Source organism: Streptomyces sp. S.PB5 (assembly GCF_030403745.1).
GTDB lineage: Bacteria > Actinomycetota > Actinomycetes > Streptomycetales > Streptomycetaceae > Streptomyces.
Map to the genome: position 1 here is coordinate 35,852 of NZ_JAQMWP010000016.1, position 24,921 is coordinate 60,772.

The following is a 24,921-nucleotide window of genomic DNA, read 5'->3' on the forward strand; positions in this document are numbered from 1 at the left end:
AACCCTGCGACAAGTCGCTCAACTAAGCGCATGTAAGAGTCACTGCTCGCACCCATGCCATGAACGAGTCAGCGATGGCTCACTGTGTAGTGTTTGAGTGTCACTCACTCTCACTGTGAGCTGACAGTCACTCTGACCCCTTCCCGGAAAGTGACCATGCGCATAGGTTTCGCACTCCCCCAGTTCCATCACCAGGCGTTCGAAGTTGCTCGGGTCGCGGAGTTCGCCCGCGAGGCCGAACGGGCCGGTGCCGCCAGTCTGTGGGTCGGCGATCGCAACCTCGCCGCCGTCCGGCCCCTCGTGGGCTACGGCGGACACGGCGACACCATTCCGCCCGAACTCAACCCCGCCGCCGACCCGTTCGTACTTCTCGGGATCGCGGCCGCCGTCACCGAGCGCGTCCTGCTTGGCTCGCACGTGCTCATCGCCCCGTTGTACCCGGCCGTACAGCTCGCGCGGGCCCTCACCACCATCGACGTGATCAGCGGCGGTCGGGTGCTGCCGGGATTCGGACTGGGCTGGTCGCCGGAGGAGTACGAGGCGGCGGGACGGGACTTCGCCCGGCGCGGTGCCTTGCTCGACGAACTCCTCGATGCCCTGGACGTCATCTGGACGCAGGACCCCGCCGGGTATTCCGGGAACTTGCTCTCCGTACCGCTGCATCATGCGCCGCTGAAGCCGGCCCGCACACCACGTCCCCCGGTCTATCTGGGAGCACTCTCCACCGTCGCCCTGCGCCGGGTCGCCCGCCGTGCGGACGGCTGGCTGCCGCTGTGCGTGGTGCCGGATTACGTCGACGCGGAGGGTCTGATCGCGCAGCGCGCGTCGATCGACACATGGGCGCGGGAGGCTGGCCGTCAACCGGCGGACATCGACACCGTGCTGCGGGTCAACGTTGCCCAGGGAACGGGTGTCGCGGCCGTGGCGGACGCGATCCGCGATCTGCACGACAAAACGGAGATAGATCACTTCATGGTCGATTCCATGTACGAAGTGGAGTCGGTGGACGGGGCGATCGCCTACGCGCGTGAACTGCTGGCGCTGCTGGCGGATATGACGGATACCCAGAACGCCCTTTTCTGACAACGTTGCCGTGATTCGCTCCGATGGTTTTTCCGAGCTGAGAGAGGCCTTTTAACCGGAGCAGGCCGTGCGCTGCGCTTCCTGCCACGCGCAGCGCGGGCACAGGGGGAGTCCGGGGACGTCATACCTGAAATCGGTGGGCTCCCGGCACAGGACACACTCGGCGGTCGGCTCACCAGGGGCCGCCCGCCACTCCTCCGCGTCGATGCTCGGCACCTGAGCAGGAGTCGGGCAATAGGGTTCCTTCTCGGGCATCAGGTCTCCTTCGCCGACCGGGGCCGCGTGGTACACCGGTCTCTCTTCAGCGGCTGAGCATCATATTGCCCGCTGTCATGCCAGAAAGCTGTCGAGCCGTCCGGACGGTTTCCGCGGAGAGCCCCACGGTGCGCCGTTGGTTTTGCACCAGGCCCCTCTTCAATCATGGGTAGACGTGTCACGTACACCCACACAGTCATGTTGGGGTTCATTGCCTCAAGTCAGCAAGTAACCTTAGTTAAATGCACAACGTCAGTCCTCTGGGTGAGTTCATACGAGCACGCCGCACTGCCACGTCACCCGCACAAGTGGGGCTTCCGGACGATGGTCCACGGCGTACCTCGGGGCTCCGGCGTAATGAGGTGGCCATGCTGGCGGGCGTGAGCGAAGGGTATTACGCGCGTCTGGAACAAGGGCGGGAGAAGCATCCGTCCGAGCAGGTGCTCAATGCGCTGACCCGGGTCTTCGGACTGGACGCCGAGGCCGCCGAGCATCTGCACCAGCTGGCCTGGCAGGGGTTGCGCACCCGTGAGTCGGCACCGATCGACAACTGCCTGGCCGCACACCTGGTCCGGCTGATCGACACCTGGGACACCCCGGCCCTGATCATGAGTCGCCGGTTCGACGTCCTGGCCGCGAACGACGGGGGCAGGGCGCTTTTCTCCATGCTGGGCGCGGAGACTAGCCTTCCCCGTTTCATCTTCCTGGACCCGCGCGCCCGGCAGTTCTACCAGGACTGGCAGGCGCTCGCCTGGGCCTGCGTGGCCAGTCTGCGCGCGACGTCCGCGCTCCACCCCAAAGACCGGGCGCTGCGCGCCCTGGTGGAAGAACTGTCGGCGGAGAGCGAGGAGTTCACCTGGTTCTGGGCGAAGTACGACATCCGCGCCAAGACCCACCGGACGGGCTGGATGGTGCATCCACAGGTCGGCGCCCTGCAGCTGACGTACCAGTCGTTCACCATCAACGGCACGCCCGGTCACCAACTCGGCACCTTCCAGGCCGAGCCGGGCTCGCCGAGCGAACGAGCACTGCGGGGGCTGATCCGCCCTGGGTGCGACGCTCCCGCCGGGGGGCCGGCCACGGGCGACGGCCGGTGCCTCGATAGCTCCTCATGACACCTGCCCCACAGCGCGTGCCGCCGCCCCGCTGACGCGCCGCCCGTTGCAACAGAAGCTGGGCGTACCCCCTACCCGTTCAGATCGGCCGACTCCCTGTCCTCGGTCGCCTGGGCCACCTCGTCGTGCCGGCGCAGCGCGGTCGAATGGGTCCAGGTCGAGCTGAAGGCGCTGCACGGACGTGCACAGACCAGGCTGCCGCAGGGATCTTTGCTGGGCTGTCAGCAGATCGTGCCGCTCCCGGTACCGACCCTGCCAGCCGACCGCCTCGGCGGCTTCGGCGGCTTCGGCTGCGAGCTCGGCGTTCGGGTGGATCTCGGTGAGCGGCAGGTGCCGCCAGACGGATACCCCATCCGGTCGGAGTCGTTCAGCAGGCGGGGCCGCAGGGCGTCCCTCTGAGATATGCGCGCCGGACGCGGGATCAGGGGCGGTGCGGCGTGCTGCCGGGTGCCGTCATGACCTCCGGCGGGGCGGGCGGCCGTCCACGCCGGGGCGGCCCACCACGCGGAACAGCAGGATCAGCGACGGCAGGATCAGTACGCCCGCCACACAGGCGACGCCGACGAGGACGCCGAGAGTGGCATCGGGTGAGGCGGCGTCCTGGAGCGAGACGTGGGTGCCGAGGAGGTAGGGGTACTGGGAGACGCCCCAGCCGCCGAGGACGAGGGCAACGGCCGCCGCGGCGGCCTCGCGCAGGCCCCGGACCTCTTCGGCGCGCAACAGCACCAGGCCCGCCAGACCGCCGAGCGCGGCCAGCAGGACCAGCGGCAGGGACCGGTGGGTCAGGTTGTGGAACAACCGGGGCACGTCCGCCCGCAGCACGAAGATGCCGCCGGCGCTGACGGCGCCGGCCAGCACGCCCGAGGCCAGTCCCCGGACACAGAAGTAGCGGAACAGATCCCCGTCCCCGCGGCGCCGGGCGGTCACCGTCAGATAGACGGCCGCGAGGTGGGCGCAGACCAGGACGGCTAGCACTCCGCCGAGGACACCGCTCGGGTTCAGCCAGCTGGTGAGGGCGTTCCCGCCGCCTCCGGCGGGCACCCGCCCGGAGGCCAGGGCACCGGCGACGGAGCCGAAGCAGAAGGGTGTCAGCACCGAGGAAGCGGCGAACGCGGCGCCGTACAGGCGCTGTTCGGGGGTGCGCAGGGAAACTTTGCGGAAGGCGAAGCCGGCCCCGCGCAGTACGATGCCGAGCGCGGCGACGCCCAGTGGGATGTAGCACGTCGTGGTCAGGGCCGCGAACGCCGTGGGGAAGCCGCTCCACAGGATCACCAGGCAGTAGATCAGCCAGGTGTGGTTGGCCTCCCACACAGGTGCGAGGGAGGCGTCGATGAGGGCGCGCGGGGCCCGACCGCGGCGAGCGCCGCCCGCGAGGAGGTCCCAGAACCCGGCGCCGAAGTCGGCACCGGCGAGCAGGCCGTAGGCGATGACGCCGAGGAAGAGGAAGACGGTGACGAGGTTCGCCATTTCAGGACACCGGCCCTTCGCGGACCTCGTGCTCGGGTCCGTACGGTACGGGGGCGGCCGCGTCGCCCTGCTGCCGCCAGCGGCGGGCCATGGCGCGCAGCACCCACACGGCGGCGGCCCCTACGGCGGAGTACAGGGCGAGCACCGTGCCGAAGAACGGCCACAGGTTGCCGTGGGTGGCGACCGCGTCCCGGGTGAGCAGGTGCCCGACCACGATCCAGGGCTGGCGGCCCACCTCGGTGACGACCCAGCCGCTCTCCAGGCACAGGACCGCCACGACGCCGCACGCGGAGGCGCAGCGCAGGAACCAGCGGCTGGTGGCGAGCCGGTCGCGGCGCAGCCACCACAGCCAGGTGAACCACAGGGCGACGGCTAGCAGGAGGAAGGAGGTGCCGACCATGATGTCGAATGCCCAGTGCACGACGGTGGCTTCGGCGTCTGTCGGCCTGACCTGGGCCGGAACCGCCTCCAGGCCGTCGATGCGGGTGGATGGTCGGAATCCGGCCAGCAGGGACGCCAGGTCCGGGATCTTGAGGCCGTACCGCACCTCGCCGTCGGCCAGTACGCCGCCGAGGGTCTCGGGGACGTGGCTGCTGGTCGTGGGGAGCAGTTCGATCGCCGCGAACTTGGCGGGCTCGTCGCCGAAGACCTGCCGGGCGATGGTGTCGCCGACGAGGATCTGTACCGGCAGCGCGTAGGCCGCCACGGCGAAGCCGGTGACGAAGCCCACCCGGTGGTAGCGGTCGCGGCGCCCGCGGAGCATGCCTGCCGCGTAGACCCCGGCCACGACGAAACCCGCGACGATGTACGCGGCGATGAACATGTGCAGGAACTCAAGCCAGAAGGCACCGTTGAAGTACACCTCCGCGGGCCGGACGGCAACCACCTTGCCGTGCTCGAGGGTGATGCCGGCGGGCTGGTTCATCCAGGCGTTGGCGGCGACGACGGAGGCCGTGCCGCCGAGGCCTGCCAGGGAGACCGGGACGCCGCACCAGAAGTGCGCCCAGGGCCGCATCCGGTCCCAGCCGTAGATGTAGAGGGAGACGAAGATGGCCTCCAGGAAGAAGAACAGTCCCTCGACGGCGAAGGGGAAGCCGAACGCGGAGCCGTAGTTCTTCATCAGGCCGGGCCACAGGATGCCCAGTTCGAAGGAGAGCACGGTGCCGGTGACGGCTCCGACTGCGAACAGTACGGCGGCCACCTTCGACCAGCGCCGGGCGAGCAGCAGCGCCTCGGTGTCGCCCTTGCGTAGCCCGCGGTGGTGCGCGATGAGCATGAGGGTGGTGAGGGCCACGCCGAACGGCACCAGGATGATGTGGAAGCCCAGGGTGAACGCCATCTGTTCACGGGCCGGGAACAGCTGCTCGGGGTCCGCGTCGGCCGGGATGGAAAGGTATGTGAGCGCGTCGGCCGTCGTCATGTGCGGCTCCGTCAGTCCTCGAGGTGGGGCGCGTTCATCCCGGGCAGGTATCCGGCTGTGCCGCCCCGGGGCGTGTCGTGCGCGATGGCCTGATAGTGCGTCAGTGTCCGTACGCTGCCGTCGTAGGCGGCGACGAGGTCGGTGTTGCCAGGTGCAGGTCGAGCAGCGTGGAGTTGACCGTGACGACGCTGGTGAAGACTCCGCCCAGGCTCAGGAAGCCGACGGCGCTCGCCGCCCCGGCCGCGAGCGTCAGCATGCGGCGGCCGGATCGGGGCGGTGTCGGCCGAGAGGGCCGTCGGCATCGCACCCCACCCTTTTCATCACCAACCTGTGGCTCAGCCTTCCGGCCCTCGGGGTAACCCGCATCACAAGAATGCGTGAGAGGGTGCCGCGGGCTCCGCTCGGTCGGTTCAGTCGTCCTCGGGGAAGGTGCTGAGGAACGCATCGATGTCGATCTTCTCCTGGCCTCGCGGGACGATTCGTTCAGTGGCCTTGAGGAAGTCGCCGACACGGGCGCGGCGCACCTCGATCAGCGCCGCTCCGGACAGCGGGGTCAGGGCGATCTGCAGAATCCTTTCTGCCTTCGGCGCCACACAGATGTCTCCGGCCCCCGACGGAAGATGCAGGCCGTCGGCGAGCAGGTCTCTGCCGAAGATCCACGTCACCTCGCGGTGGTTCGGCAGGCAGAAGGAGAGCCGCACCACGTACGGGTCGGCCGGGTCGTAGTCGAAACGGGCACGCAGGGGGATCCGCAGTGTTCCTGCCGAGGCCAGCCAGCCCCGGATGTCGTGGCGGATCCGGCCGGAGGTCTCCGTGCCCAGATCCTGCTGCGAGGGGTCGGCCGCACGAGCCGCGTGCTCGCGACGCTGGTCCATCATCTGCTCCGTTCGCTCTGCCGATGACCGCACGACAAGCCTGTCGCGCGAGCGGGTCGGCACACATCAGTCATGTGACGTCGTTTCAGCGTCAGTAGTGGTGCAGGGGCATGACGGCCCGGACGCTGGTGCCAGAGCCCGGCACGTGCCGGACACTCAGGGTTCCGTCCACGGCGAGGACGTGGTCGGTCATGGCTGCCAGAGGTGCCGCGTCGTCCCCGTGACGAGGTGCGTCACCGTCGTCGTCGACACACACCACCAAAGCGGAGCCGACGTCGACCCGCACCTGGACCAAGTCCGCGCCTCCCACCCGCCCGGCGCGGTCGATCGCCTCGGTGACCAGGAAGTAGGCGTGCATCTCCACCGGGTCGGGCAGCCGCCCCTCCAGGGTTCCTGTGACGGTGACCTTCAGCGGGCTGAGGGCCGCGAAGGCGAGGAGAGCGGCCTTGAGCCCCCGCAGCTTGAGAACGCCCGGATAGGTGGCGGCCGTCGCCTCCCTGACGTGGGCCAGGGCCTCCTCCGCGTCCCGCAGCGACGCGTCGAGCAACTCGATCGCCTCGGACGAGGGACCGGTGCCGTGGCCGAACTGCTCACGGACCAGGTGCAAGCCGAGCAGCAGTCCTACGAGACGCTCCTGAGCGCCGTGCTGGAGCGAGTCCGCGGTACGCCGCCAGTGGCGGGCGTCCTCCCGCGCGACATGTGGCTGCGGTTGCTGTTGCGGCAGCCGGAAGGGATCGCGCTCGGGCCACGGCTCGGCATCGTCGTCGGAGGGCGGCAGGAAGACGTACACCGCCGTCTCACCGCCCGGTCGGTGCAGCGGCAGCAGTGACCAGACCACCGGGACGAGCGAGCCGTCCGCATGGGTGAGGACACCTTCTCCGCGGGTCGGCAGCGTACCGGGGGCGCCGTGGCCGCCGGTGCCGCCCCTGGGACGCACGGACGGTCTGCCGTCGAGGCCCAGCAGGTCACGGGGCCGGTGGTAGCCCATGAACCGGGCAGCCGACGCATTCGCGTGCGACACCCGGTGATCGGCGTCCACAGCCCAGGCAGGCTGCTGAATGACGTCAAGGATGCTGGCCAGATCGTCGGCGGTTGACGTCATCGCGCTTCCCCTTCCCCTAGGGATCGAGCACTCCCCCGGCCACACACGAGGGATCATGAACGTGTTCCCGGGGCGGATCCATCTCGGCCACGGGGCACCCTGCGCGAACGGACTGGGGCCGGGGCGCCGCCGCCCGCTGTGCCGCAGCGCGGTCGTCCCGTTCGAGGGCCGGCCGGTGAGCGGTACCTTCGCTGGTAAGAACTCTTCCAGCAAAGGCGACGGGCGGCATCCGTCATTTGACGCTGGCTCGGTCCCGCCGGGCCGGAACACCTCGGGGACGGGCGCGGTCAGCCGGAGAGTGCGTCGCGCAGGGCCGCTCGGGAGCCGATACCGAGCTTGGGGAAGATCCGGTACAGGTGGGATCCCACGGTACGGGGCGACAGTTGCAGCCGTTCGCCGATCTGCTTGTTGGTCAGCCCTTCCGCCGCCAGCAGTGCGATCTCGGTCTCCTGCGCGGTCAGCCCGGCCGCCACGGCGCGGCCGGCCGACGGATGGGGCTGCGGCTGCCCGGCGGCCCGCAGCTCCGTGGCGGCCCGGGCGCTCCACGGAGCGGCCCCGAGCCGGTCGAAGAGGTCGAGCGCGGTCCTCAGGTGCTCGCGCGCCTCCCGCGCGGCGCGGGAACGCCGCAGCCGCTCGCCGTACAGCAGGTGTACGCGCGCGTGGTCGAAGGGCCACTCCTGTCCCCCGGGCACGTTGACGGCTTCGTCAAACAGGGCCAGCGCATGGGTGTCAGGGGCCACCAGGGCGCGAGCCGCCAGCGTGAGCATGCCCAGGCGTGGCGAGACCTCCCACAGCGCCGCCTCGCACATGGCCCGAACGTGCGCTTCGGCCTGAGGCCGGCGGTCCGTGCGCACGGCCGCCTCCACCAGGTCCAGGGCCACCCACATGGCGTGCGGGGTGTAGGGGGCGAGGGTGCCAGCCGGGCTGAGGTCGCAGGCGTGATGGTAGGCGGCCTCGAAGTCGCCCTGGCCGATGGCGCCGAGGGTGCGGGCGTGGTGGGCGAAGCGGGCCGCACCGTAGGCGCGGCGCAGGGTGGTGACCCGGGTCAGTTCGTCGGCCCACTCGTGCAGGGCGGCGTTCTCCCCGCGCACCGCGGCGAGCAGCGCCTCGTGGAAGAGGAAGTACCAGGCGATGAAGTCGTAGCCGTTAGCCTTGGCCAGGGCGAGTCCCTCGTCGGCCAGCCGCTGACTCTCCTCCCAACGGCCGGTCGCGAAGTCGTCGAGGCACAGGTGCATGAAGCAGGCCAGGCTGCTGCGGACCGTGCCGCCTGCCCGGCCGCTCTCGATCAGGCGCCAGGCACTGGCTCGGCAGCCGCCCAGCAGGTCAAGGTAGACCGCGGATGTGTTGACCCGGACCAGGCTGCCGGGGTCGAACTCGGCGTCCTGCCGGGCGATGAGCTCGGCAAGCGCCTGCCGGGTGCCGGCGGTCGCCCGCGCGGTATCGGGGAAGGCCCGGCTCATCAGCAGAATGATCTCCGGAGGCTCGGGCTTGAGCCGCTCGATCGCCCGGAACAGCGGGGGCCAGAACTCCTCACGGCCCGCCCACCAGCAGATGATCACGAGCATGTACAGCGCGTCGATCAGGTCGGTGTTGGCCGCCTCGTAGCCGTGGTCGCCGTTCTCGATCGCGCCCACCAGCAGTCGGTGCGCGGTGTCGATGATGCCGTCGCCGTTGACCGTGACCCAGGCGGCCGCCGCCGCGGCGTGCAGGGAGCCGCTCAGTTCGGGATCGATGGCGCGCGCCTGGTTCAGCAGCTGGGTCGCGCTGCCCAGCTCGCCGGTGACGTCGGCGCCCAGGTAGGCCGCCTCCGCGAGCCGCCGACCGCGGTCCACCGACTCCGGGCTGAGATGGGCGGCCCGGGTCAGGGCGGCGAGGGCGCCGGTGGCGTCGCCGCGCTGCAGTTTGCGGCGCGCCGCCTCCTCCAGCAGTCCAGCGACCGCCTCGTCGGGTTCCGTGGCGGACTCGGCAAGGTGCCAGGCTCGGCGCTCGGGGTCCTGGGTGAACAGGTGGGCCAGTGTGCGGTGCGCCCGGCGCCGTTCGGTGTTGGTCGAGGACTCCACGACGGCGGACCGCACGAGCGGGTGCCGGAACAGCAGACGCCCGGTGGCGTCGTCCCGTTCGACCAGCTTCGCCTCCTCCGCCGGGGCGAGCGCGGACGCCCCCTGGGTCGCGGGGGCTGCGCGTTCTAGCAGCCGCAGGTCACCGCTGCCCTCCAGCACCGCCAGCAGCAGCGCCTCCCGGGTGTTCGGCGGCAGCTGGTTGATGCGGGTGGTGAACAGCGCCTCGATGGAGGCGGTCAGCGGCAGTACGTCGGGGAGCGCCGCACGGGCGGCCAGCTGGGTCGGGTGCAGGGCGTCGGGCAGCTCCAGCAGGGCGAGCGGGTTGCCCTTCGCCTCGGCGAGCACTCGCTGCCGTACGCGGGCCGCCATCTCGGGGAAGGCATGGCGCAGCAGCTCGTCGGCGGACCCCTCGTCGACGGGACCGACGCAGAGGGCGGGCAGCCCCGCGGGGTCGAAGTAGACGTCCTCGCCGGTGCGGGAGGCGGTGAGCAGGCCGATACGGCTGCCGCCGAGGTTCGCGGCGAGGAACCGGAGCACGGTCGCCGTGGGCCGGTCGATCCAGGGCAGGTCGTCGACGACGAGGAACAGGGCGCGCGCCTCGGCCTCGCGCCGCAGCAGGGCGAGTGAGGTGCGCGCAACCTCCGTACGGTCGGGCACGCGTCCCGACTGCAGCCCGAGAGCCACCATGAGCGGGTTGCGCTCCGCCTCGTCCAGCCGGGTGAAGGCCGGGGCGAGCGGGAGCAGGAGCTGGTTGAGGACTGCGTAGCCGACATCCGCCTCGAACTGGACGCCCGAGGCCCGGACGACCCGGGCTCCGGCCCGCACCGCGCGGCCGGCCGCGGCGTCCAGCAGGACGCTCTTGCCCACTCCGGCGTCCCCGGTCAGGAGCAGGACTGCGCCGTCATGACCGGCTCGGGAGAAGAAGGCGTCGAGTTCTCTGAGCTCCGCGTCGCGTCCGAACAGGGGGCCTCCGGCGCCGGTGGTGGAACGGTCGGGTTCGCAGTCGGGCGAGGCGTTCTGGCTCTGCATGGAAACTACCCCTGGCAACATGCGACAGCTCGTTCCGGCCGGGAAGCGCGGACGGACCCAGCTCGACATGATTTAGTAGGTGACTGCGCGATAGTTACTTGCTCCCCTGGGGGGACACATTAGGTCCCTGTTGATGTCAGGTCCAGTCAAGCCCTGTCGTGCGCGGGTGTCATGGCTGAGGGGCCGACCCACCGGGGTCGGCCCCTCAGCCATGCGGGACGCGTACTGTCACGCGTCTGCCGGGTGAACGCTCAGCAGGTCGTCCAGACCGATCCGGGTCAGGAACTCGCGGCGGATGCGGTCGGCGGCCCTGGAGACCTCATCCGAGCCGTCGTTGGCCGGGGCGATGTGCACCCGGTAGGGCCGCGTGCCCTCGGGCAGCGCCACGATGCGGGCGATCTCGTCGGAGACCAGTGAGGCATCGGCGTCCTCGGGGGCGAGGGCCGCCAGCTTGCCAGCGACCTGCTCCATCAGCCCCGCGTACTTGGTCTCGTACTCCGCCTCGACGGTCTCGTCGGAGGGGTGGCCGGAGTGGGCGAAGTGGTTGGTGCCACTGGTGAAGGAGCCGGGCACGACGATCGAGGTCTCCACGCCCCAGCGGGCGAGCTCGCCGGCGTAGGTGACCGCGAGGGAGTCCATGGCCGCCTTGGCGGCGAAGTACGGGCCGAGGTAGGGCGGGGTGCCGCCCTTGACGCTGGAGCTGGAGACCCACAGGACCAGGCCCCGGCCGGCCTTGCGCAGGTGCGGCAGGACGGCGCGGTTGACGCGCTGGGTGGACAGCACGTTGATGTCGAAAAGTTCGTCGAGCTGCTCGGGGGTGAACGCCTCGGACGGGCCGGTGACCATGTGGCCGGCGTTGTGCATGATGACGTCGATCCGGCCGTGCTCCTCGATGATCTGCTTGACCGCGCCGTCGACGGAGTCCTGCGAGTTGACGTCCATCTCAATGGCGCGCAGATCCACGCCGTGTTCCTTGGCGTAGTCGGCGGCGGCCTGCACCTGGGGCGCGTTGCGGCCGGTGGTGGCGCGCATGCCGGCGTAGACGGTGTTGCCCGTGTCGGCAAGGGCGCGGGCGGTGAGGGCACCGAAACCGCTGGACGCACCGGTGATGACGACGATGTTGCTCATGGGAATCTCCTTGGCCACATGAGTGGGCTGACAGGGAAGTGAGGGCTCAGGCGGGGTTGCGGAGAGGAGGGCGGGGACTCAGATGATTCCGCCGTTGGCGTAGATGGTCTGGCCGTTGATCCAGCGGGCCGGGCCGGCGAGGAAGGCGATGGGCTCGGCGATGTCCTCGGGCGTGCCGATCCGCTCCAGCGGGGCGGCCTTGGCGAGGTTGTCGAGGGCTGCCTGGTCCTTGCCCTCGAGGAACAGCGGGGTGGCGGTGGGGCCGGGAGAGACGGCGTTGACGGTGATGTCCTTGCCACGCAGTTCACGGGCGAGCACGAGGGTCATCGCCTCGACCGCTCCCTTGCTCGCGGCGTAGGCGCCGTAGGTGGGGAACTGGAGCCGGGTAAGGGACGAGGAGACGTTGATCAGGGCGCCGCCGCTGCGCAGCCGCCGGGCCGCCTGCTGGGCGACGACGAAGGTGCCACGGATGTTGGTGCGGTGCATGCGGTCCAGGTCGTCCAGGTTCAGCGTGGCGATCGGCGAAAGCAGCATGATGCCCGCGGTGTTGACGACGACGTCGATGCCGCCGAACTCCTCTTCGATCGCGGCGAAAGCGGCGGCCATGGCGGTCTCGTCGGCCACGTCGCCGGCGACCGCGATGGCCTTGCCGCCGGCGGCCTTGACGGCCTCGACGGCCTCGTCGGCCTTGGCCTTGTTGCCGACGTAGTGCACCGCGAGGGCGAAGCCGTCCTTCGCCAGGCGGTCGACCACAGCCCGGCCAATGCCTCCGGTTCCGCCGGTGACCAGGGCGACACGGATGTTGGTCTCAGTCATGGTGATCATTCCTTCGCATGGGGTGGGGATACGCGCATCCGCGAGCCACATCATCGCTCTCGCATTTGCGTTATCGACGATAACACTCAGGTGGATCGATGAAAACACTGATGCGTGAGCATCGATAACAGCGCCGGGTAGGCAGTCGTGCACCGCCAGGAGGGGAGCTGGCCGAAACCCTGTTTGCCGGCCGGAAACCCTCGGCGCGCAGCCCAGTCTTCCTTCGGGACGCACGGCTCACCATCGAGCAGGCTGGACGTACGGTGTGTGGCTCACCCAGACCCCGCGTAAGGCAGACCCCACAACGAGCGCGCCGGACGTCAGGGCGCCCATGCGTCGGTCAGGCTTGCGCCGCCGCGACGGCCCTCAGTTCGGCCAGAGCCTTCTCGCCGGGCGAGGCCGGGTCGGGCTGGTAGGTGAACAGGTACTGGCCGACGGCCTGGCCGACGTCGAAGATCTGGTAGCGCAGCGTCAGGTCGCCCACCACAGGGTGGTGCAGCCGCTTTACATCACTCGCCTTGCCGTGAACTTCGTAACGGCCCCACAGTCGCTGGAACTCTTCGTGCGAGGCGAGTTCGTCGACGATCTCGGTGAGGCGGGCGTCTCGCGCCCTGCTGCCCCCGGTGGAGCGCAGCCAGGCGACCCCGGCCTCGGCGATGTCCTGCCAGTCGCGGTAGAAGACACGGGCGGCTGGGTCGACAAACGTGAATCTGACAAGGTTCCCGTAGGGCAGGGCGAGTTGGTACAGAGCGCGCCCCAGGGCGTTGGCGGCCAGGATGTCGAGACAGGAGCCGAGCACCAGGGCGGGGGTGTCCTCCCAGGCTTCGATCAGACGCACGACCGGCTGGGTGACCTCGGGCACCGGCACGGTGCTCCGGTCCCGGTCGTTCACCAAGCCGCGCAGGTGCCGGACGGCGTCGGGGGTGAGCTGTAGAGCCCGGGCCAGCGCCCGCAGGACCTGATCCGAAGGGGACGTCTCGCGGCCCTGCTCCAGCCGGGCGTACTAGCCCTTGCTGAGCCCGGCCAGGTGGGCGACCTCACTCTGCGTGAGGCCGGGGGTGCGGTGTGCCGCGTCGGCGGACAGCCCTGCCCGGCTGGAGGTGACAGCCGCTCTGCGGGCGCGAGGAACCGGCCGAGTTCGTTGACGCCGTCCATGGACACAGGTACGCGGCGTGTGCGAGGGAGCCCGGGCCGGGTGGGAGCCGGACCGGGAGGGCCACTGCACTCCCCCCGGACGAGCCGGGAGGGAGGCGGTGGCGGGGTGTCACTTGGCGAGGAAGTCCAGGAGTGCCTGGTTGACTTCCTCGGGGTCCAGGCGATGTTGTGCGGGCCGCCTTCGACCGTCACGAACGTCAGGTCCTTGATGAGCCCCGGCAGCCGCGCGGCGGTCGCCTCGTAGGGCAGGATCCGGTCGGCGTTCCCGTGCACCAGCAGCGTCGGAACGTCGATCTTGGGCAGGTCGTCCTGGAAGTCCGTCAGCCATGTGTCCACACACGCGTAGGCGGCGTAGGCCGACGCCGACACCGCGACGTTGAAGGAGTTCTGCCAGGCCTGGTCGCTGATCCGGGTGCCCGCGTACATGTCGACGTTGTAGAAGTTGTCGAGAAAGTCCTTGAAGTACGCCGGGCGGTCTTTAAGCACCGCCTCCTTGATCCCCTCGAACACCGAGGCGTCCACGCCTTCCGGATTGTCCGCCGTCTGGAGCAGATACGGCGGGATCGCCCCGAACAGCGCCGCCTTCGCCACACGTTCCGAACCGTACCGGCCCAGATACCGCGTCACCTCGCCGGTGCCCATCGAGAACCCGACCAGCACCACGTCCCGCAGATCCAGGTGCTCCAGCAGCACCTTCAGGTCCGCCGCGAACGTGTCGTAGTCGTAGCCCACCACCGTCTGCGACGACTGGCCGAAACCCCGTCGGTCATAGGTGATCACCCGGTACCCGGCCTCCAGCAGCACCCGCTCCTGCTTCTCCCACGAGTGCCCGTTCAGCGGGTAGCCGTGGATCAGCACCACCGGACGACCACTGCCGTGGTCCTCGTAGTACAGCTCGATGGCCCCGCTGTTCTCCTGCCCGACCGTCACGAACGGCATCACACACCACGCCCTTTCCATCAAGTACGTGATCTCCAGCCTGGACGTCTGGCAAGGTTCACGCATCACATGCACATGCGAAACGGACTCAGGGGCTCCGGCAACTGAAACAGCATGTGTCTGGGCATTGACATATGACTGACATAGGATGCGGTTTATGAGTGAACCTCTGAGAGCAGTGCTCGGAGAAGACCAGGCCCTCGTCCGCGAGGGCATCGCGACCATTCTGCGCAGTGCCGGCATCACTGTCGTCGCGGCCGTGGACAACGCCGTGGACCTGGTCCGCGTCACCAAGGAGCAGCGGCCCGACGTCGTGATCACCGACATCCAGATGCCGCCGAACCTGAACGCGGACGGCCTTCAGGCTGCGCAGGAGATCCGCACCGCGCAGCCGGAAATCGCGGTCATCGTGCTCTCGCAGTTCCTCGACGCCTCGTACGCGCTCGACCTGGTCGGCGACGACCCGAGTGGTGTGGGCTACCTGCTCAAGGAAAAGGTGGCGAGCCCGCAGATCCTCACCGACGCGGTCGAGCGCGTGGTCGCCGGCGGGTCGGCCCTCGATTCCGACGTCATCGCCGCCCTCGTCGGCCGCAAGCGCAAGGAGGACCCTCTCGCGGCGCTGACCCCGAAGGAGCGGGAGGTCCTGGCGCTGATGGCCGAGGGGCACTCCAACAGCGGCATCGCGCGCCAGCTGTTCGTGACGGTGCCCGCAGTGGAGCGCCATGTCACGGGCATCTTCATGAAGCTCGGCCTCAGCCAGGCCACCTCCAGCCAGCACCGCCGGGTGCTGGCCGTGCTGCGGTATCTCAAGCAGTAGAGACCTGCAGTTCTCAGGCAGTAGACGTCTGAGGTCCCCGGGCGGGCCAGCTGACGGGACGCGGTGCTGTCAGGCACGGCCTCTGGGCCCCATCAGGCAGGCGTCGTGCCGAAGATGCCCTTGAGATCGGCGTCGAAGAGACGGTCCTTGGCGATGAAGGACTCGATCCCCGCCTGCTCCAACTCCTCCTCCGACCAGTACGACTGCTCGGTGGAGGTCAGCACGATCCTGGGCTTGCAGTCCTCACGCCGCAACATCCGGGCGACGGTCACCCCGTCATGATCGGGAAGATGCAGATCGAGCAGGAGACCGTCCGGTTGGTGTTCGCGCACCGCGGCCAGGGCCGACGCGCCGTCCTCCGACTCCGCGACGACGTGCAGACCGCGCGCCGTTAGCAGCGTCTTGGCGATGCGGCGGAAACCTGGGTCGTCGTCGACGACCACGATGTTGACGGGCATGCTCACCAGAATGCCTTGCGCGTAGAAGAACAGACCATAGGGGCAGCCCCACGCTTTCCGCTAGTCGAGGACGGGGATTTCCGCACGGACCGACGTGCCTTTTCCGGTCGGCGAGTCGATGACCAGGACTCCGTCGAAGGCCGCCACGCGATCCATCAGCCCGGTCAGGCCGCTGCCGGCGGTGTCCCGCGGCACGCCACCGATGCCGTCGTCGGCGACTTCGACGCACAGGGAGCCCTTCGACACGATCGAGACGCGGATGTGGGAGGCCCGCGCGTGTTTCACCGCGTTCGTCAGTGCTTCCGCGATGACGAAGTAGGCGTTGGACTCGACTTCCGCCGGCAGGCGCTCCGGGCACTCTGCCAGGACGGTCGTCGGCACGGCGCAGCGCTCGGCCAGTGATTCCGCCGCGGCCACCAGGCCCTTCGTCATGAGCACCGCGGGATACACCCCGTAGGCCAGTTCCCGCAGCTCGTGGATCGCGGTCTGGGCGTCCTCGGTGGCCTGGTCGAGCAGGCCGGTCGCGTCCGATGCCGTGTCCGGCAGCAGCTCGCGCGTCAGGCGCAGACCGATCAGCAGGCTGACCAGGCGCTGCTGAGCACCGTCGTGCAGATCGCGGGAGGTCTGGCGGCGTACGGATTCGATGCTTTGCATGATGCGCCGCTGTGCTGCCCGCGACTCGTCCGCGCGGATTCGGGCGGCGTCCCGCTCCCGGCGGGCGCGCTCCAGTTCACGGGCCTCAGTCGCGTCGAAGAAGGAGTAGACCACTCCGCGCCCGTCCGGCAGGTCGACCGGCGCGGCCCACCAGGAGGCAGGGAAGAACGAGCCGTCGCGTCTTTTGAACCACTCGTCGTCGCCGTGGGCCGGCTCCCCGGTGGTGGCCGACCGAAGCATCGGGCACTCCGAGGCAGGGAAAAGCGTGCCGTCCGGCCGCTCGGGATGGAGCGTGGCGTGGCTGGAGCGACCTACCAGCTCCTCGGCGCTGTCGTAGCCGAGCGCCGCCACACCAGCCGGGTTGGTGTACAGAATCCTGCCCTCGTGGTCGACGACCCAGATGACCTGCGACACGCTGTCCAGGACGACGGGCAGTACATGGCCAATCGGTTGCACTCCAACTCCTATGCCGAGCCGCCGTGAGGCGTCGGACGGCCGGTGCCTCACGGAAGAATGGCGTCGACGTAACCACCGTCCACACGCAGAGCACCCCCTGTCGTCGCGGATGCCTGGTCGGAGCTGAGATAGACGACCATGTGGGCGATCTCCTCGGGCTCGATCAGCCGTTGCAGCAGGGACTGCGGCCGGTGCTCACGCATGAATGTGCGCTGGGCCTCCTCCCAGGCCAGGGAGCGGTCGACGAGTTCGTAGACGAAGTCCTCCACTCCTCCGGTGTGCGTGGGGCCGGCCAGCACCGCGTTGACCGTGACGCCGGTGCCGGCCGCCTTCTTGGCGAAGCCCCGGCTCACCGCGAGGAGTGAGGTCTTGGAGACGCCGTAGTGGATCATCTCGGCGGGGATGACGACGGCGGAGTCACTGGCGATGTACTGCACGCGTCCCCAGCCGCGCTCCATCATCCCGGGAAGGAACATACGAGTCAGACGCACCGCGGCCAGGACGTTGACCTCGAAGTAGCGCCGCCACTCGGCGTCGTCGATCTCCAGCGGGTCGGCCCGTGCAAAGATCCCGAGGTTGTTGACCAGGACATCGGTCTCCGGCACGGTCTCGGCGATCCGGTCGGCGCCCTCAGCCGTGCTGACGTCGGCGACGGCGGGGACGAGGTCCGCTCCCGGGATCTGCTCGCGCAGCCGGGCGATGCGCTCCGCCACCCGCTGTTCGTCCCGGCCGTTGACGGCCACTCGGGCACCGGCCAGGGCAAGGCCCGCCGCGATCGCCGCTCCGATGCCCTGGGTGGAGCCGGTGACCAGAGCCGTCCGGCCGGTCAGGTCGATCTGCATGTGCTGAAGCCTTTCCGTCTCTGGGCTGTCGGCTCACCGTCAGCTGTTCCGCCCGGACATGACGAATCGACGGACAACCGCGGCGCCGTACATGGCGGAGTGGTTGACCGTCGACTCGCCGCACCGGGCCGGAGGCTGTTCCCCACATGCCCCAGCCCGGCCGGTGGCGTCGGAACGACCGGGACGGGGGGTGCCTGGTCGTTCCGACGCACTGAGAAGCATACGGTGAGGTGTCACATGTTGAGTGTACGTACTGCGTCCACCAATCAGCCGAACTGACATCAGGTGTGACTGGCCTATATCTCTACCTATGCTGTTCCCTGTGAGCAGTGACTGATGGCCGGCCCGATCCGCTCTTTGGGGCCCACCCCACTTCCTGGGCTCATGGGTCATGGGGGTTGCTCCATGGTCCGCCGCATGCCCAACGGCGATCCTGAAAGCCGCGTGTCCGCCGCACGCGGCGTCCGGCAGTCGGTGCACTCCAGGCCCTGCTGCCGGACGCGACCAGTGCGACCGGCGGCCTGACCCACGAGCGCTGCGGACCGGGGCGCTGCCTCTCCGGGCCGCAGCAATGTCACCGGGCGCCTGTGAGGGATGGGGAGGGCGCCCGGTGACACCCCCCTCCCCCGTCTCCGGTTCCTGTGTCCAGCCGTCTCCCGGAAGGAAAACCGTCATGTCGGAGACACGTCCTCCGTTCCCCCCGTTCGATCGCGCGACTGCCTGGGCGAAGGTGCAGGCGGCGGAGGACGCCTGGAACAGCCGGGACCCGCACAAGGTCGCTCTCGGGTACTCCCCGGACTCCGTGTGGCGCAACCGCGATGTCTTCCTCGAGGGCCGGGCGGCGATCGTGGAGTTCCTCACCGCGAAGTGGGAGCGCGAACTCGACTACGTGCTGCGCAAGAGTCTGTGGGCCTGGCACGACAACCGTATCGCCGTGCGTTTCCAGTACGAGTGGCATGACCACGAGGGACAGTGGGTCCGCAGCTACGGCAACGAGCTGTGGGAGTTCGACGAGCACGGTCTCAACCGCCGCCGGGAGGCCAGCATCAACGACGTGCGGATCACCGAGTCCGGGCGACGGTACTTCGGCCCGCGGTCGGAGTACGAACGCGGCGTGGACCACGATTTCACGCTGCTCTAGCAACCGCAGCACCTCAGACTCCCGGGCCGGCCCAGCTCCCCCTCGGCCGGCCCGGGCCCGATACAGACGGGTCCATGGCACACATACCGAGAATCAACTGGCTCGGCCTCACCTGCGGGGCATTGGTCCTGTGGCTGACGGTGATCTGCTGGTGCCTGTACACGCAACGGCCGCAGGCGCCGGCTGCCCGAGGGGCGGTGAGCATCACAGCGCTGGAGGACGCGGCGACCGCCGCGGTGCGCGCCGATGACGCCGCCGCCTTCCAACGCCTCTTCCGAGCGGACAGCGTCGGTCCGCACTACGCCGAGCAGTACTTCGCGCAGCTCTTTGCCTATCCGGTCGCCAGCCTGCGTCTGACACAGCGGTCGTACGAGGACCTCGAGTACCTGGTACTGCGGGGTGAGTGGGGGGACCGCGCGATCTGCTCGGCCTGGTCGGTCCAGCGGGACGGCGGCCGGAGCGTTCTGACAGCCGTCCCGCCGCTGGTCAACGTGTGTGCCGCGACCGCCTCAGTCGGTGATCCGCCAGTCGCCCGCGTAGATGTTCATGGATTCACCGCGTAGGAAGCCGACGAGCGTCATGCCGCTGTCATCGGCGAGTTCGCATGCCAGCGACGAGGGGGCGGAGACCGCCGCGAGCACAGGGATGCCAGCCATGACGGCCTTCTGCACGAGTTCGAACGACGCCCTCCCGGAGACCATGAGCACGTGCCGGGCCAGCGGCAGCAGATCCTTCTGGAACGCCCGGCCGATCAGCTTGTCCACCGCGTTGTGGCGGCCGACGTCCTCCTGGAGGTCCATCAGCTCTCCCCGCTCGTCGAAGAGCCCGGCGGCATGCAGGCCGCCCGTACGGGAGAAGACCTTCTGCCCCTGTCTCAGCCGGTCCGGCATCGAGGCCAGCAGCTGCGTTGAGACGGAGAAGGAAGAGTCCTGGGTCATCGGCCAACGGGCGGTGGTCCGCACCGCGTCCAGGCTCGTCTTGCCGCACAGGCCACAGGAAGACGTGGTGTAAAAGTTGCGCTGCAGCTTGAACCTGTCCGGGGAGATGTTCTTCGCGGTGCTCACGTCGACGACGTTGTAGGTGTTGACGCCGTCCTGCGTCGCCCCCGCGCAGTAGGTGATGGTTCGCAGGTCGTCCACCGAGGCGAGTACTCCCTCGCTCACCAGGAAGCCAGCCGCGAGGGCGAAATCGTCACCGGGCGTACGCATCGTGATCGCCAGGGCCGCACCGTTCAGGCGGATCTCCAGCGGCTCTTCCACGGCCAGAGTGTCGGCCCGCGCGGAGCTGTTGCCGTTGCGCACTCTGACGACTCTGCGGTGGACCGCGGCTCTCCCCATGGATGTGTCCTTCAGGCGAAACGGTGTCGTACGTCGTACCCCGTGAAGCTAAGCGAAGTAGCCAGGCATAGGCATCCGTCATCTGACTCACCCGACGTCGCGCCGCTCCCTCGGTGCTGCTCCTCTCCCCCAGTGCTGCTCCTCTCCCCGCCGCGGCGGAAGCACTCATTCATGCGATGTGCGACGGCAGGGCGCCGCCGCACACTTCCGACAGGGGGTGAAAGGAGTGGTGGTGCCTTCTCTGTATCCCGCCGGTGCCGCAGCGGACACCGCAGGATCCACGGCCCCGGACCCGAACCGGTGGCAGGCGCTGTGGATCACCCTGATCGCCGGTTTCATGATCCTTCTCGATGTGACGATCGTGGCGGTGGCCCTGCCGTCCATGCAACGGGACCTCCACGCGACACCCGCGTCCGTGCAGTGGGTCGTGTCGGGCTACGCGCTGACCTTCGCCCTGGCCCTGGTGGTCGCCGGCCGGCTGGGAGACGCCCTGGGCCGGCGACGGATCTTCCTCCTCTCGCTGTCCGCCTTCGTGCTGTGCAGTGCGGCGGTCGGCGCGGCGCCCACCGTCACCCTGGTCGTGCTGGCTCGGCTCGCCCAGGGGGTTGCGGCCGGATTCATGGCCCCCCAGAACTCGGCCCTGATCCAACAGCTGTTCCGCGGCTCCGAACGCGCTCGCGCTTTCGGTCTGTTCAGTGCCACGGTGGGCATTTCCAGTGCCGTGGGTCCCGTCGCCGGCGGAGTCATTCTGGCGCTGGCGACAGGGCCCGAGGGATGGCAGTGGATCTTCTACGTCAACGTCCCCGTCGGGGTGGCGGCCGTGCTCCTGGGCCAGCATCTACTTCCCCGAACCGCGCCCGGAAGCCGCGGACATCTCGATCTCGTCGGGGTGGGGCTGCTGGGAGCGGCTGTGTTCGCCCTGATGTTGCCGCTCGTCCAGGCCGACTCCGGCGGTGTGCGCCACATGTGGTGGATGTTCCCCGTCGGCGCGCTGCTGCTGTGCTGCTTCGCCCGTTGGGAACGGCAGGTCTCCGCTCAGGGGCTGGTGCCGCTGCTCGATCCGCGTCTGATCACGGAAGTCCGTGGCTATACGCCCGGGGTCGCGCTCGCCACGGTGTACTTCGTCGGCTTCAGCGGCATCTGGTTGGTCTTCGCGCTCTATTTCCAGGACGCGGTGGGGTATTCACCCTTGCGGTCCGGACTGGCGGTCACCCCGTTCGCCCTCGGATCCGCGGGCGCAGCCGTCGTAGCCAGCCGCCTCGTGGACCGGCTGGGCCGCCTGTTGACCGTCCTCGGTCTGGTCGCGGTGGTGACGGGGCTGACAGCGACAGCGCTACTGCTGTGGCTGCTGCCGGCCCGTACCGCGGTGTGGGCGCTGATTCCGACGCTGCTGTTGAGCGGGGTGGGCGGGGGCTTCGTGGTCTCCCCCAACGTAACGATGGCCCTGCGAGAGGTGCCCATACCCATGGCGGGGGTGGCCGGGGGCGCTCTTCAGACCGGGCAGCGGCTGGGTGGTGCGGTTGGAACCGCCGTACTGCCGGGCCTGTACTACCTGATTCTCGGCGACCACGCCTCATCGTCCGCAGCGGTTGCTCTGTCGGTGACCGGTGGCACGGTCACGATCCTCGTGGCTCTCGGCCTGGCGGTGGTGGACTGGCGGGCGGACCGCCGGGCGAGCGGGCAGGATGCGGTGGACAGATCGGAGCGTCGGCGGCCCTGAGGGGACTGACGAGGTGGGGCAAGTTTGAGGGGAAGCCGATTCCAGTCCGTGAATCGGGTTGCCGTGGGGCGGACTCCGAGCATGCGGAGCTGTCCGGTCTCGCCGGAAGTGAGCCTGAGCACGATAGGTGTCGTATTTGCACGACAACTGTCGTCATCCGGGTCCGGCCTCCCGGTGCAGGTGCTCTCGGGACGCCCTCCACGAGTCGCCGGGAAGTGGTGTTGTCGGGGGGCTCTGCGATGGTGTGCGTCATGGATGAAGTGGTGGAGCGTGTCGACGGTCAAGATCGCGTGCTGGGGGTGGTCAGCCGTCGGGAGGCCATCCGGGAGGGGTGGCTGCATCGGGTTGCCGTGACGGTGTCGTGATGATCGTGGCCGGATCCTCGTCCACCGGCGGGCGGAGCAGGTATCGCGCCTCCCGCGGGCTCTATGAGGTCGAGGTCGGTGGCGCCGCGAATGTCGGCGAGTCCTGTGAACAGGCCTCCGCGCGGGGGCGGGCCGAGGAGCTGGGTATTCGTGCGCTGCCGCGCCTGCTGGTCACGTCCATCAACCGCAGCGGCTTGAGCCCTCACTGGCTCGGCGTGCACGAAGCCGTGGTCCCGGATGCACAATCGTTCTTCCACCTGACTCATCCTTCAGCGAGCAATGCTCAGAACCTGTGGATCAGCCCGGGGAGGACGTACCTTCCCGGGTGATTGATCGATAGGTCACCGAGCAAGACCGGTGTTCGCAGCACCGGCCGGGAAGGTACATCCGTGCTCACCGTAGTCAACGAGGACGGCTCCACGCACGACGGGTCGTCGCTGATCGACGAGATCGTTCGGGAAGGCGCAAGAAGGATGCTGGCCGCCGCGCTGGAGGCCGAAGTCAACGCCTACATAGGCGAGTTGGCTGACCAGCGCGACGAGAACGGTCGCGGCTCGTGGTCCGCAACGGCTACCACCAGCCCAGGAAAGTCACGACCGCGGCCGGCGTGGTCGAGGTGAAGGTTCCGCGGGTGAACGACAAGCGCGTCGATGAGGCGACGGGCGAGCGTAAGCGGTTCTCCTCGGCGATCCTGCCGCCATGGTGCCGCAAGTCGCCGAAGATCAGCGAGGTGCTGCCACTGCTCTACCTGCACGGCCTGTCCTCCGGCGACTTCGTGCCCGCCCTGGAGCAGTTCCTGGGCAGTTCGGCCGGGCTCTCCCCGGCCACGATCACGCGGCTGACGACGCAGTGGCAGGCCGACCACGCTGCGTTCATGGACCGAGACCTCGCGGGGGTCGGCTACGTGTACGTGTGGGCCGACGGCATCCACCTCAACGTCCGCCTGGAGGAGGCCAAAGCCTGCGTCCTGGTGCTCATCGGGGTTCGCGCCGACGGCTCCAAGGAACTGGTGGCGCTCAAGGACGGCTACCGCGAGTCCGGCGAGTCCTGGGCCGACTTGTTGCGCGACTGCGCCCGCCGGGGCATGCGCGCCCCCGTCCTCGCGGTCGGCGATGGCGCGCTGGGCTTCTGGAAGGCGCTGGCCGAGGTGCTTCCCGACACCCGCAAGCAGAGGTGCTGGGTTCACAAAAACGCAAATGTGCTCGACGCCATGCCGAAGTCCGCGCAGCCCGGCGCGAAGAAGGCGATCCAGGACATCTACAACGCCGAGGACCGCGACCACGCCATCAAGGCGGTCAAGACGCTCGCCCAGCTCTACGGCGCGAAGTTCCCCAAAGCGGTCAAGAAGATCACCGACGATCAGGAGGAGCTGCTGGCGTTCTTCGACTTTCCGGCCGAGCACTGGATCCACTTGCGGACCACGGATGTAATCGTCAAGCAGTGCAGGTCACGCGTCTCCGCCGGGGATGGCAGGCAGACGGGGCCTGCCGATCGGGCGCGTGGGCTGCCACTGGGCAGCCAGCAGTGCGTAGGCGCGTTCGGCCTGTTCGGCGATCTCGCGTTCGTGGCGGCGCAGTTGCTTGTTGTTGTAGTCGTAGCCTGCCCCTCGGCGCGAGATCCGGCGTTCGGCGCCCGCGGTCAGCTCAAGCTTGCGGCGTTTGAAGGCGACCAGGCTCGGGCGGGCGAAGGCGTAGTCCTGCTCCTTGGTGACCAGGTGCCAGGCGATGACGGCGATCTTCCGGGCGACCGCGACGGTCGCGATCTGCATCCCGCGCCGGGCCGCGATCCGCTGGTGCAGGGCCCGCAGCGGGCCCGGGGAACGCAACGCGGCGAACGCGGCCCGCACCAGCATCCCGCGGGCCTTGCCACAGCCGGCCTTCGTGATCCGGCCGTGGTGGGCGGGTGTCCCGCCGGACTGGCGCACCCGAGGGTTCAGGCCGAGATAGGACACGAGCTTGTCCGCGCTGCCGAAGCGGTGGAAGTCCCCGACCGCAGCCAGCACGGTGACCGCGGTCATCGCGTCCACCCCGGGGATGGTCATCAGGCGCCGTACGACCGGGTCGTCCAATGCCTCGACGGCCAACCGCCGTTCCACCTCGGCGAGTTCGGCACCGTAGAAGTCGAGCTGGCGCAACAGGGCGCCCACGGTCTGACGCTCGTCGGCAGGCAGTGTCTGATGCTCCAGCCAGGCCCGGCCGCGTGTGCCGAAGAGATCGGTGACCGGCGGTCGCGGCAGCATGTTGCGGTGCAGCACCGTCTGGACCTGGTTCTTCACCCGGATCCGGCCGCGCACCAGTTGCGCCCGGTGCGCCGACAGGCGCCGCAGCATCCTGATCCGTTCGTCTGGCAGCCAGGTGCCGGGCAGGAAGTCAGCGGCCAGCAGCTGGGCCAGGATGCGGGCATCAACCTTGTCTGTTTTGACCTTCGCTTCGGCGATCACCCGGGTCTTGACCGGATTGGAGATCACCACCCGGGCCACGTGCGGCTCCAACAGCACCGCCACCGCGCTCGCGTTGCCGGTGGCCTCCAGCGCCACCTGGTCGTCTGGACGCAGCCCGGCGGCGAACTCCCGCAGCGCCTGCGGTCTGCAATCCACCCGGCCCCAGTCCGTGACCAGCCTGTCCTCGACCACCGCAACCTGCGCGAAGTCACGGTGGATGTCCAAACCGATGAACCGCCCCACCGTC

The 24,921-nt window shown here is 69.1% G+C and carries 21 protein-coding genes and 3 pseudogenes; 8 read left to right on the forward strand and 16 right to left on the reverse strand.

All coding sequences use genetic code 11. The features are described from left to right. The first annotated feature begins 156 nt into the window (after positions 1–156). A complete protein-coding gene (locus PH203_RS35005; RefSeq protein ID WP_289925361.1) occupies positions 157–1,083 on the forward strand; it encodes a TIGR03619 family F420-dependent LLM class oxidoreductase in 927 nt (308 codons plus the stop codon). 51 nt (positions 1,084–1,134) lie between these two features. Here the strand turns inward: PH203_RS35005 and PH203_RS35010 are convergent, their stop codons facing one another. Further along, positions 1,135–1,338, reverse strand: coding sequence for a hypothetical protein (locus PH203_RS35010; RefSeq protein ID WP_289925362.1), 204 nt, complete (start codon positions 1,336–1,338; stop codon positions 1,135–1,137). Between the two features lie 242 nt (positions 1,339–1,580). Between PH203_RS35010 and PH203_RS35015 the strand changes: the two genes are divergently transcribed. Then, on the forward strand, positions 1,581–2,453 hold the full coding sequence (locus PH203_RS35015) for a helix-turn-helix transcriptional regulator (protein ID WP_289925363.1): 873 nt from the start codon (positions 1,581–1,583) through the stop codon (positions 2,451–2,453). Between the two features lie 453 nt (positions 2,454–2,906). Here the strand turns inward: PH203_RS35015 and PH203_RS35020 are convergent, their stop codons facing one another. From PH203_RS35020 to PH203_RS35065, 10 genes and pseudogenes are all read right to left on the reverse strand, one after another. Beyond that, the gene (locus PH203_RS35020; RefSeq protein WP_289925364.1) at positions 2,907–3,920 is read right to left on the reverse strand and encodes a cytochrome d ubiquinol oxidase subunit II; all 1,014 of its coding nucleotides are present in this window, start codon (positions 3,918–3,920) and stop codon (positions 2,907–2,909) included. A gap of 1 nt (position 3,921) precedes the next feature. Next, a complete protein-coding gene (locus PH203_RS35025) occupies positions 3,922–5,340 on the reverse strand; it encodes a cytochrome ubiquinol oxidase subunit I (protein ID WP_289925366.1) in 1,419 nt (472 codons plus the stop codon). Between the two features lie 100 nt (positions 5,341–5,440). Continuing rightward, entirely contained in the window at positions 5,441–5,596 is a 156-nt protein-coding gene (locus tag PH203_RS35030) for a DUF1275 family protein (RefSeq protein ID WP_289925367.1), read from the reverse strand. Between the two features lie 154 nt (positions 5,597–5,750). Continuing rightward, a complete protein-coding gene (locus tag PH203_RS35035) occupies positions 5,751–6,215 on the reverse strand; it encodes an SsgA family sporulation/cell division regulator (protein ID WP_289925368.1) in 465 nt (154 codons plus the stop codon). 91 nt (positions 6,216–6,306) lie between these two features. After that, positions 6,307–7,317, reverse strand: coding sequence for a histidine kinase (locus PH203_RS35040; RefSeq protein ID WP_289925369.1), 1,011 nt, complete (start codon positions 7,315–7,317; stop codon positions 6,307–6,309). 287 nt (positions 7,318–7,604) lie between these two features. After that, positions 7,605–10,406, reverse strand: a complete 2,802-nt coding sequence (locus tag PH203_RS35045; RefSeq protein WP_289925371.1) for a LuxR family transcriptional regulator — start codon at positions 10,404–10,406, stop codon at positions 7,605–7,607. A 228-nt stretch (positions 10,407–10,634) separates the two neighbouring features. Then, positions 10,635–11,534 carry an SDR family oxidoreductase gene (locus tag PH203_RS35050; RefSeq protein ID WP_289925372.1) on the reverse strand — a complete coding sequence of 300 codons (900 nt, stop codon included), beginning with the start codon at positions 11,532–11,534 and terminating at the stop codon, positions 10,635–10,637. A gap of 78 nt (positions 11,535–11,612) precedes the next feature. Next, a complete protein-coding gene (locus tag PH203_RS35055; RefSeq protein WP_289925374.1) occupies positions 11,613–12,350 on the reverse strand; it encodes an SDR family oxidoreductase in 738 nt (245 codons plus the stop codon). A 340-nt stretch (positions 12,351–12,690) separates the two neighbouring features. Then, on the reverse strand, positions 12,691–13,242 hold the full coding sequence (locus PH203_RS35060; protein ID WP_289925654.1) for a hypothetical protein: 552 nt from the start codon (positions 13,240–13,242) through the stop codon (positions 12,691–12,693). A 372-nt stretch (positions 13,243–13,614) separates the two neighbouring features. Continuing rightward, a pseudogene (locus tag PH203_RS35065) lies at positions 13,615–14,444 on the reverse strand (alpha/beta hydrolase). Positions 14,445–14,601: 157 nt separating this feature from the next. On the opposite strand from PH203_RS35065, the gene PH203_RS35070 reads away from it, so the two are divergent. Next, positions 14,602–15,261, forward strand: coding sequence for a response regulator transcription factor (locus PH203_RS35070; protein WP_289925375.1), 660 nt, complete (start codon positions 14,602–14,604; stop codon positions 15,259–15,261). Positions 15,262–15,353: 92 nt separating this feature from the next. On the opposite strand, the gene PH203_RS35075 is transcribed toward PH203_RS35070, so the two are convergent. Genes PH203_RS35075 through PH203_RS35085 form a run of 3 tightly spaced genes read right to left on the reverse strand, consistent with a single transcriptional unit; the run spans position 15,354 to position 17,671 of the window. After that, positions 15,354–15,719 (reverse strand): response regulator, encoded by a 366-nt coding sequence (locus PH203_RS35075; protein WP_289925378.1) that lies wholly within the window; start codon positions 15,717–15,719, stop codon positions 15,354–15,356. Between the two features lie 60 nt (positions 15,720–15,779). After that, complete coding sequence (locus PH203_RS35080; RefSeq protein ID WP_289925380.1) at positions 15,780–16,829, reverse strand: PAS domain S-box protein; 1,050 nt, start codon at positions 16,827–16,829, stop codon at positions 15,780–15,782. 47 nt (positions 16,830–16,876) lie between these two features. Continuing rightward, positions 16,877–17,671: an SDR family oxidoreductase gene (locus PH203_RS35085; protein ID WP_289925381.1), complete on the reverse strand. Its 795-nt coding sequence runs from the start codon at positions 17,669–17,671 to the stop codon at positions 16,877–16,879. Between the two features lie 673 nt (positions 17,672–18,344). Here PH203_RS35085 and PH203_RS35090 point away from each other — a divergent pair. Both PH203_RS35090 and PH203_RS35095 read left to right on the forward strand, forming a co-directional pair. Next, positions 18,345–18,812 (forward strand): nuclear transport factor 2 family protein, encoded by a 468-nt coding sequence (locus tag PH203_RS35090; RefSeq protein WP_289925382.1) that lies wholly within the window; start codon positions 18,345–18,347, stop codon positions 18,810–18,812. A gap of 74 nt (positions 18,813–18,886) precedes the next feature. Then, the gene (locus tag PH203_RS35095; protein WP_289925385.1) at positions 18,887–19,375 is read left to right on the forward strand and encodes a hypothetical protein; all 489 of its coding nucleotides are present in this window, start codon (positions 18,887–18,889) and stop codon (positions 19,373–19,375) included. Here the strand turns inward: PH203_RS35095 and fdhD are convergent. Next, on the reverse strand, positions 19,322–20,149 hold the full coding sequence (gene fdhD, locus PH203_RS35100; protein WP_289925387.1) for a formate dehydrogenase accessory sulfurtransferase FdhD: 828 nt from the start codon (positions 20,147–20,149) through the stop codon (positions 19,322–19,324). The two genes, PH203_RS35095 and fdhD, sit on opposite strands and share 54 nt — an antisense overlap. 232 nt (positions 20,150–20,381) lie before the next feature. Between fdhD and PH203_RS35105 the strand changes: the two genes are divergently transcribed. The 3 genes and pseudogenes from PH203_RS35105 to PH203_RS35115 all read left to right on the forward strand — a co-directional run. After that, a complete protein-coding gene (locus PH203_RS35105; RefSeq protein WP_289925388.1) occupies positions 20,382–21,869 on the forward strand; it encodes an MFS transporter in 1,488 nt (495 codons plus the stop codon). Between the two features lie 251 nt (positions 21,870–22,120). Continuing rightward, positions 22,121–22,473, forward strand: a pseudogene (locus PH203_RS35110) (NUDIX domain-containing protein); the annotation flags it as partial. A gap of 150 nt (positions 22,474–22,623) precedes the next feature. Further along, positions 22,624–23,666, forward strand: a pseudogene (locus tag PH203_RS35115) (IS256 family transposase); the annotation flags it as partial. A 15-nt stretch (positions 23,667–23,681) separates the two neighbouring features. On the opposite strand, the gene PH203_RS35120 reads toward PH203_RS35115, so the two are convergent. After that, positions 23,682–24,899, reverse strand: coding sequence for an IS110 family transposase (locus tag PH203_RS35120; protein WP_289925655.1), 1,218 nt, complete (start codon positions 24,897–24,899; stop codon positions 23,682–23,684). Between the last annotated feature and the right edge of the window lie 22 nt (positions 24,900–24,921).

What these genes read in the sequence shown, in the direction of transcription:
- PH203_RS35005 (WP_289925361.1), top strand. Translation starts at nt 157, where the DNA reads ATGCGCATAGGTTTCGCACTCCCCCAGTTCCATCACCAGGCGTTCGAA.
- PH203_RS35010 (WP_289925362.1), bottom strand. Translation starts at nt 1,338, where the DNA reads ATGCCCGAGAAGGAACCCTATTGCCCGACTCCTGCTCAGGTGCCGAGC.
- PH203_RS35015 (WP_289925363.1), top strand. Translation starts at nt 1,581, where the DNA reads ATGCACAACGTCAGTCCTCTGGGTGAGTTCATACGAGCACGCCGCACT.
- PH203_RS35020 (WP_289925364.1), bottom strand. Translation starts at nt 3,920, where the DNA reads ATGGCGAACCTCGTCACCGTCTTCCTCTTCCTCGGCGTCATCGCCTAC.
- PH203_RS35025 (WP_289925366.1), bottom strand. Translation starts at nt 5,340, where the DNA reads ATGACGACGGCCGACGCGCTCACATACCTTTCCATCCCGGCCGACGCG.
- PH203_RS35030 (WP_289925367.1), bottom strand. Translation starts at nt 5,596, where the DNA reads ATGCTGACGCTCGCGGCCGGGGCGGCGAGCGCCGTCGGCTTCCTGAGC.
- PH203_RS35035 (WP_289925368.1), bottom strand. Translation starts at nt 6,215, where the DNA reads ATGGACCAGCGTCGCGAGCACGCGGCTCGTGCGGCCGACCCCTCGCAG.
- PH203_RS35040 (WP_289925369.1), bottom strand. Translation starts at nt 7,317, where the DNA reads ATGACGTCAACCGCCGACGATCTGGCCAGCATCCTTGACGTCATTCAG.
- PH203_RS35045 (WP_289925371.1), bottom strand. Translation starts at nt 10,406, where the DNA reads ATGCAGAGCCAGAACGCCTCGCCCGACTGCGAACCCGACCGTTCCACC.
- PH203_RS35050 (WP_289925372.1), bottom strand. Translation starts at nt 11,534, where the DNA reads ATGAGCAACATCGTCGTCATCACCGGTGCGTCCAGCGGTTTCGGTGCC.
- PH203_RS35055 (WP_289925374.1), bottom strand. Translation starts at nt 12,350, where the DNA reads ATGACTGAGACCAACATCCGTGTCGCCCTGGTCACCGGCGGAACCGGA.
- PH203_RS35070 (WP_289925375.1), top strand. Translation starts at nt 14,602, where the DNA reads ATGAGTGAACCTCTGAGAGCAGTGCTCGGAGAAGACCAGGCCCTCGTC.
- PH203_RS35075 (WP_289925378.1), bottom strand. Translation starts at nt 15,719, where the DNA reads ATGCCCGTCAACATCGTGGTCGTCGACGACGACCCAGGTTTCCGCCGC.
- PH203_RS35085 (WP_289925381.1), bottom strand. Translation starts at nt 17,671, where the DNA reads ATGCAGATCGACCTGACCGGCCGGACGGCTCTGGTCACCGGCTCCACC.
- PH203_RS35090 (WP_289925382.1), top strand. Translation starts at nt 18,345, where the DNA reads ATGTCGGAGACACGTCCTCCGTTCCCCCCGTTCGATCGCGCGACTGCC.
- PH203_RS35095 (WP_289925385.1), top strand. Translation starts at nt 18,887, where the DNA reads ATGGCACACATACCGAGAATCAACTGGCTCGGCCTCACCTGCGGGGCA.
- fdhD (WP_289925387.1), bottom strand. Translation starts at nt 20,149, where the DNA reads ATGGGGAGAGCCGCGGTCCACCGCAGAGTCGTCAGAGTGCGCAACGGC.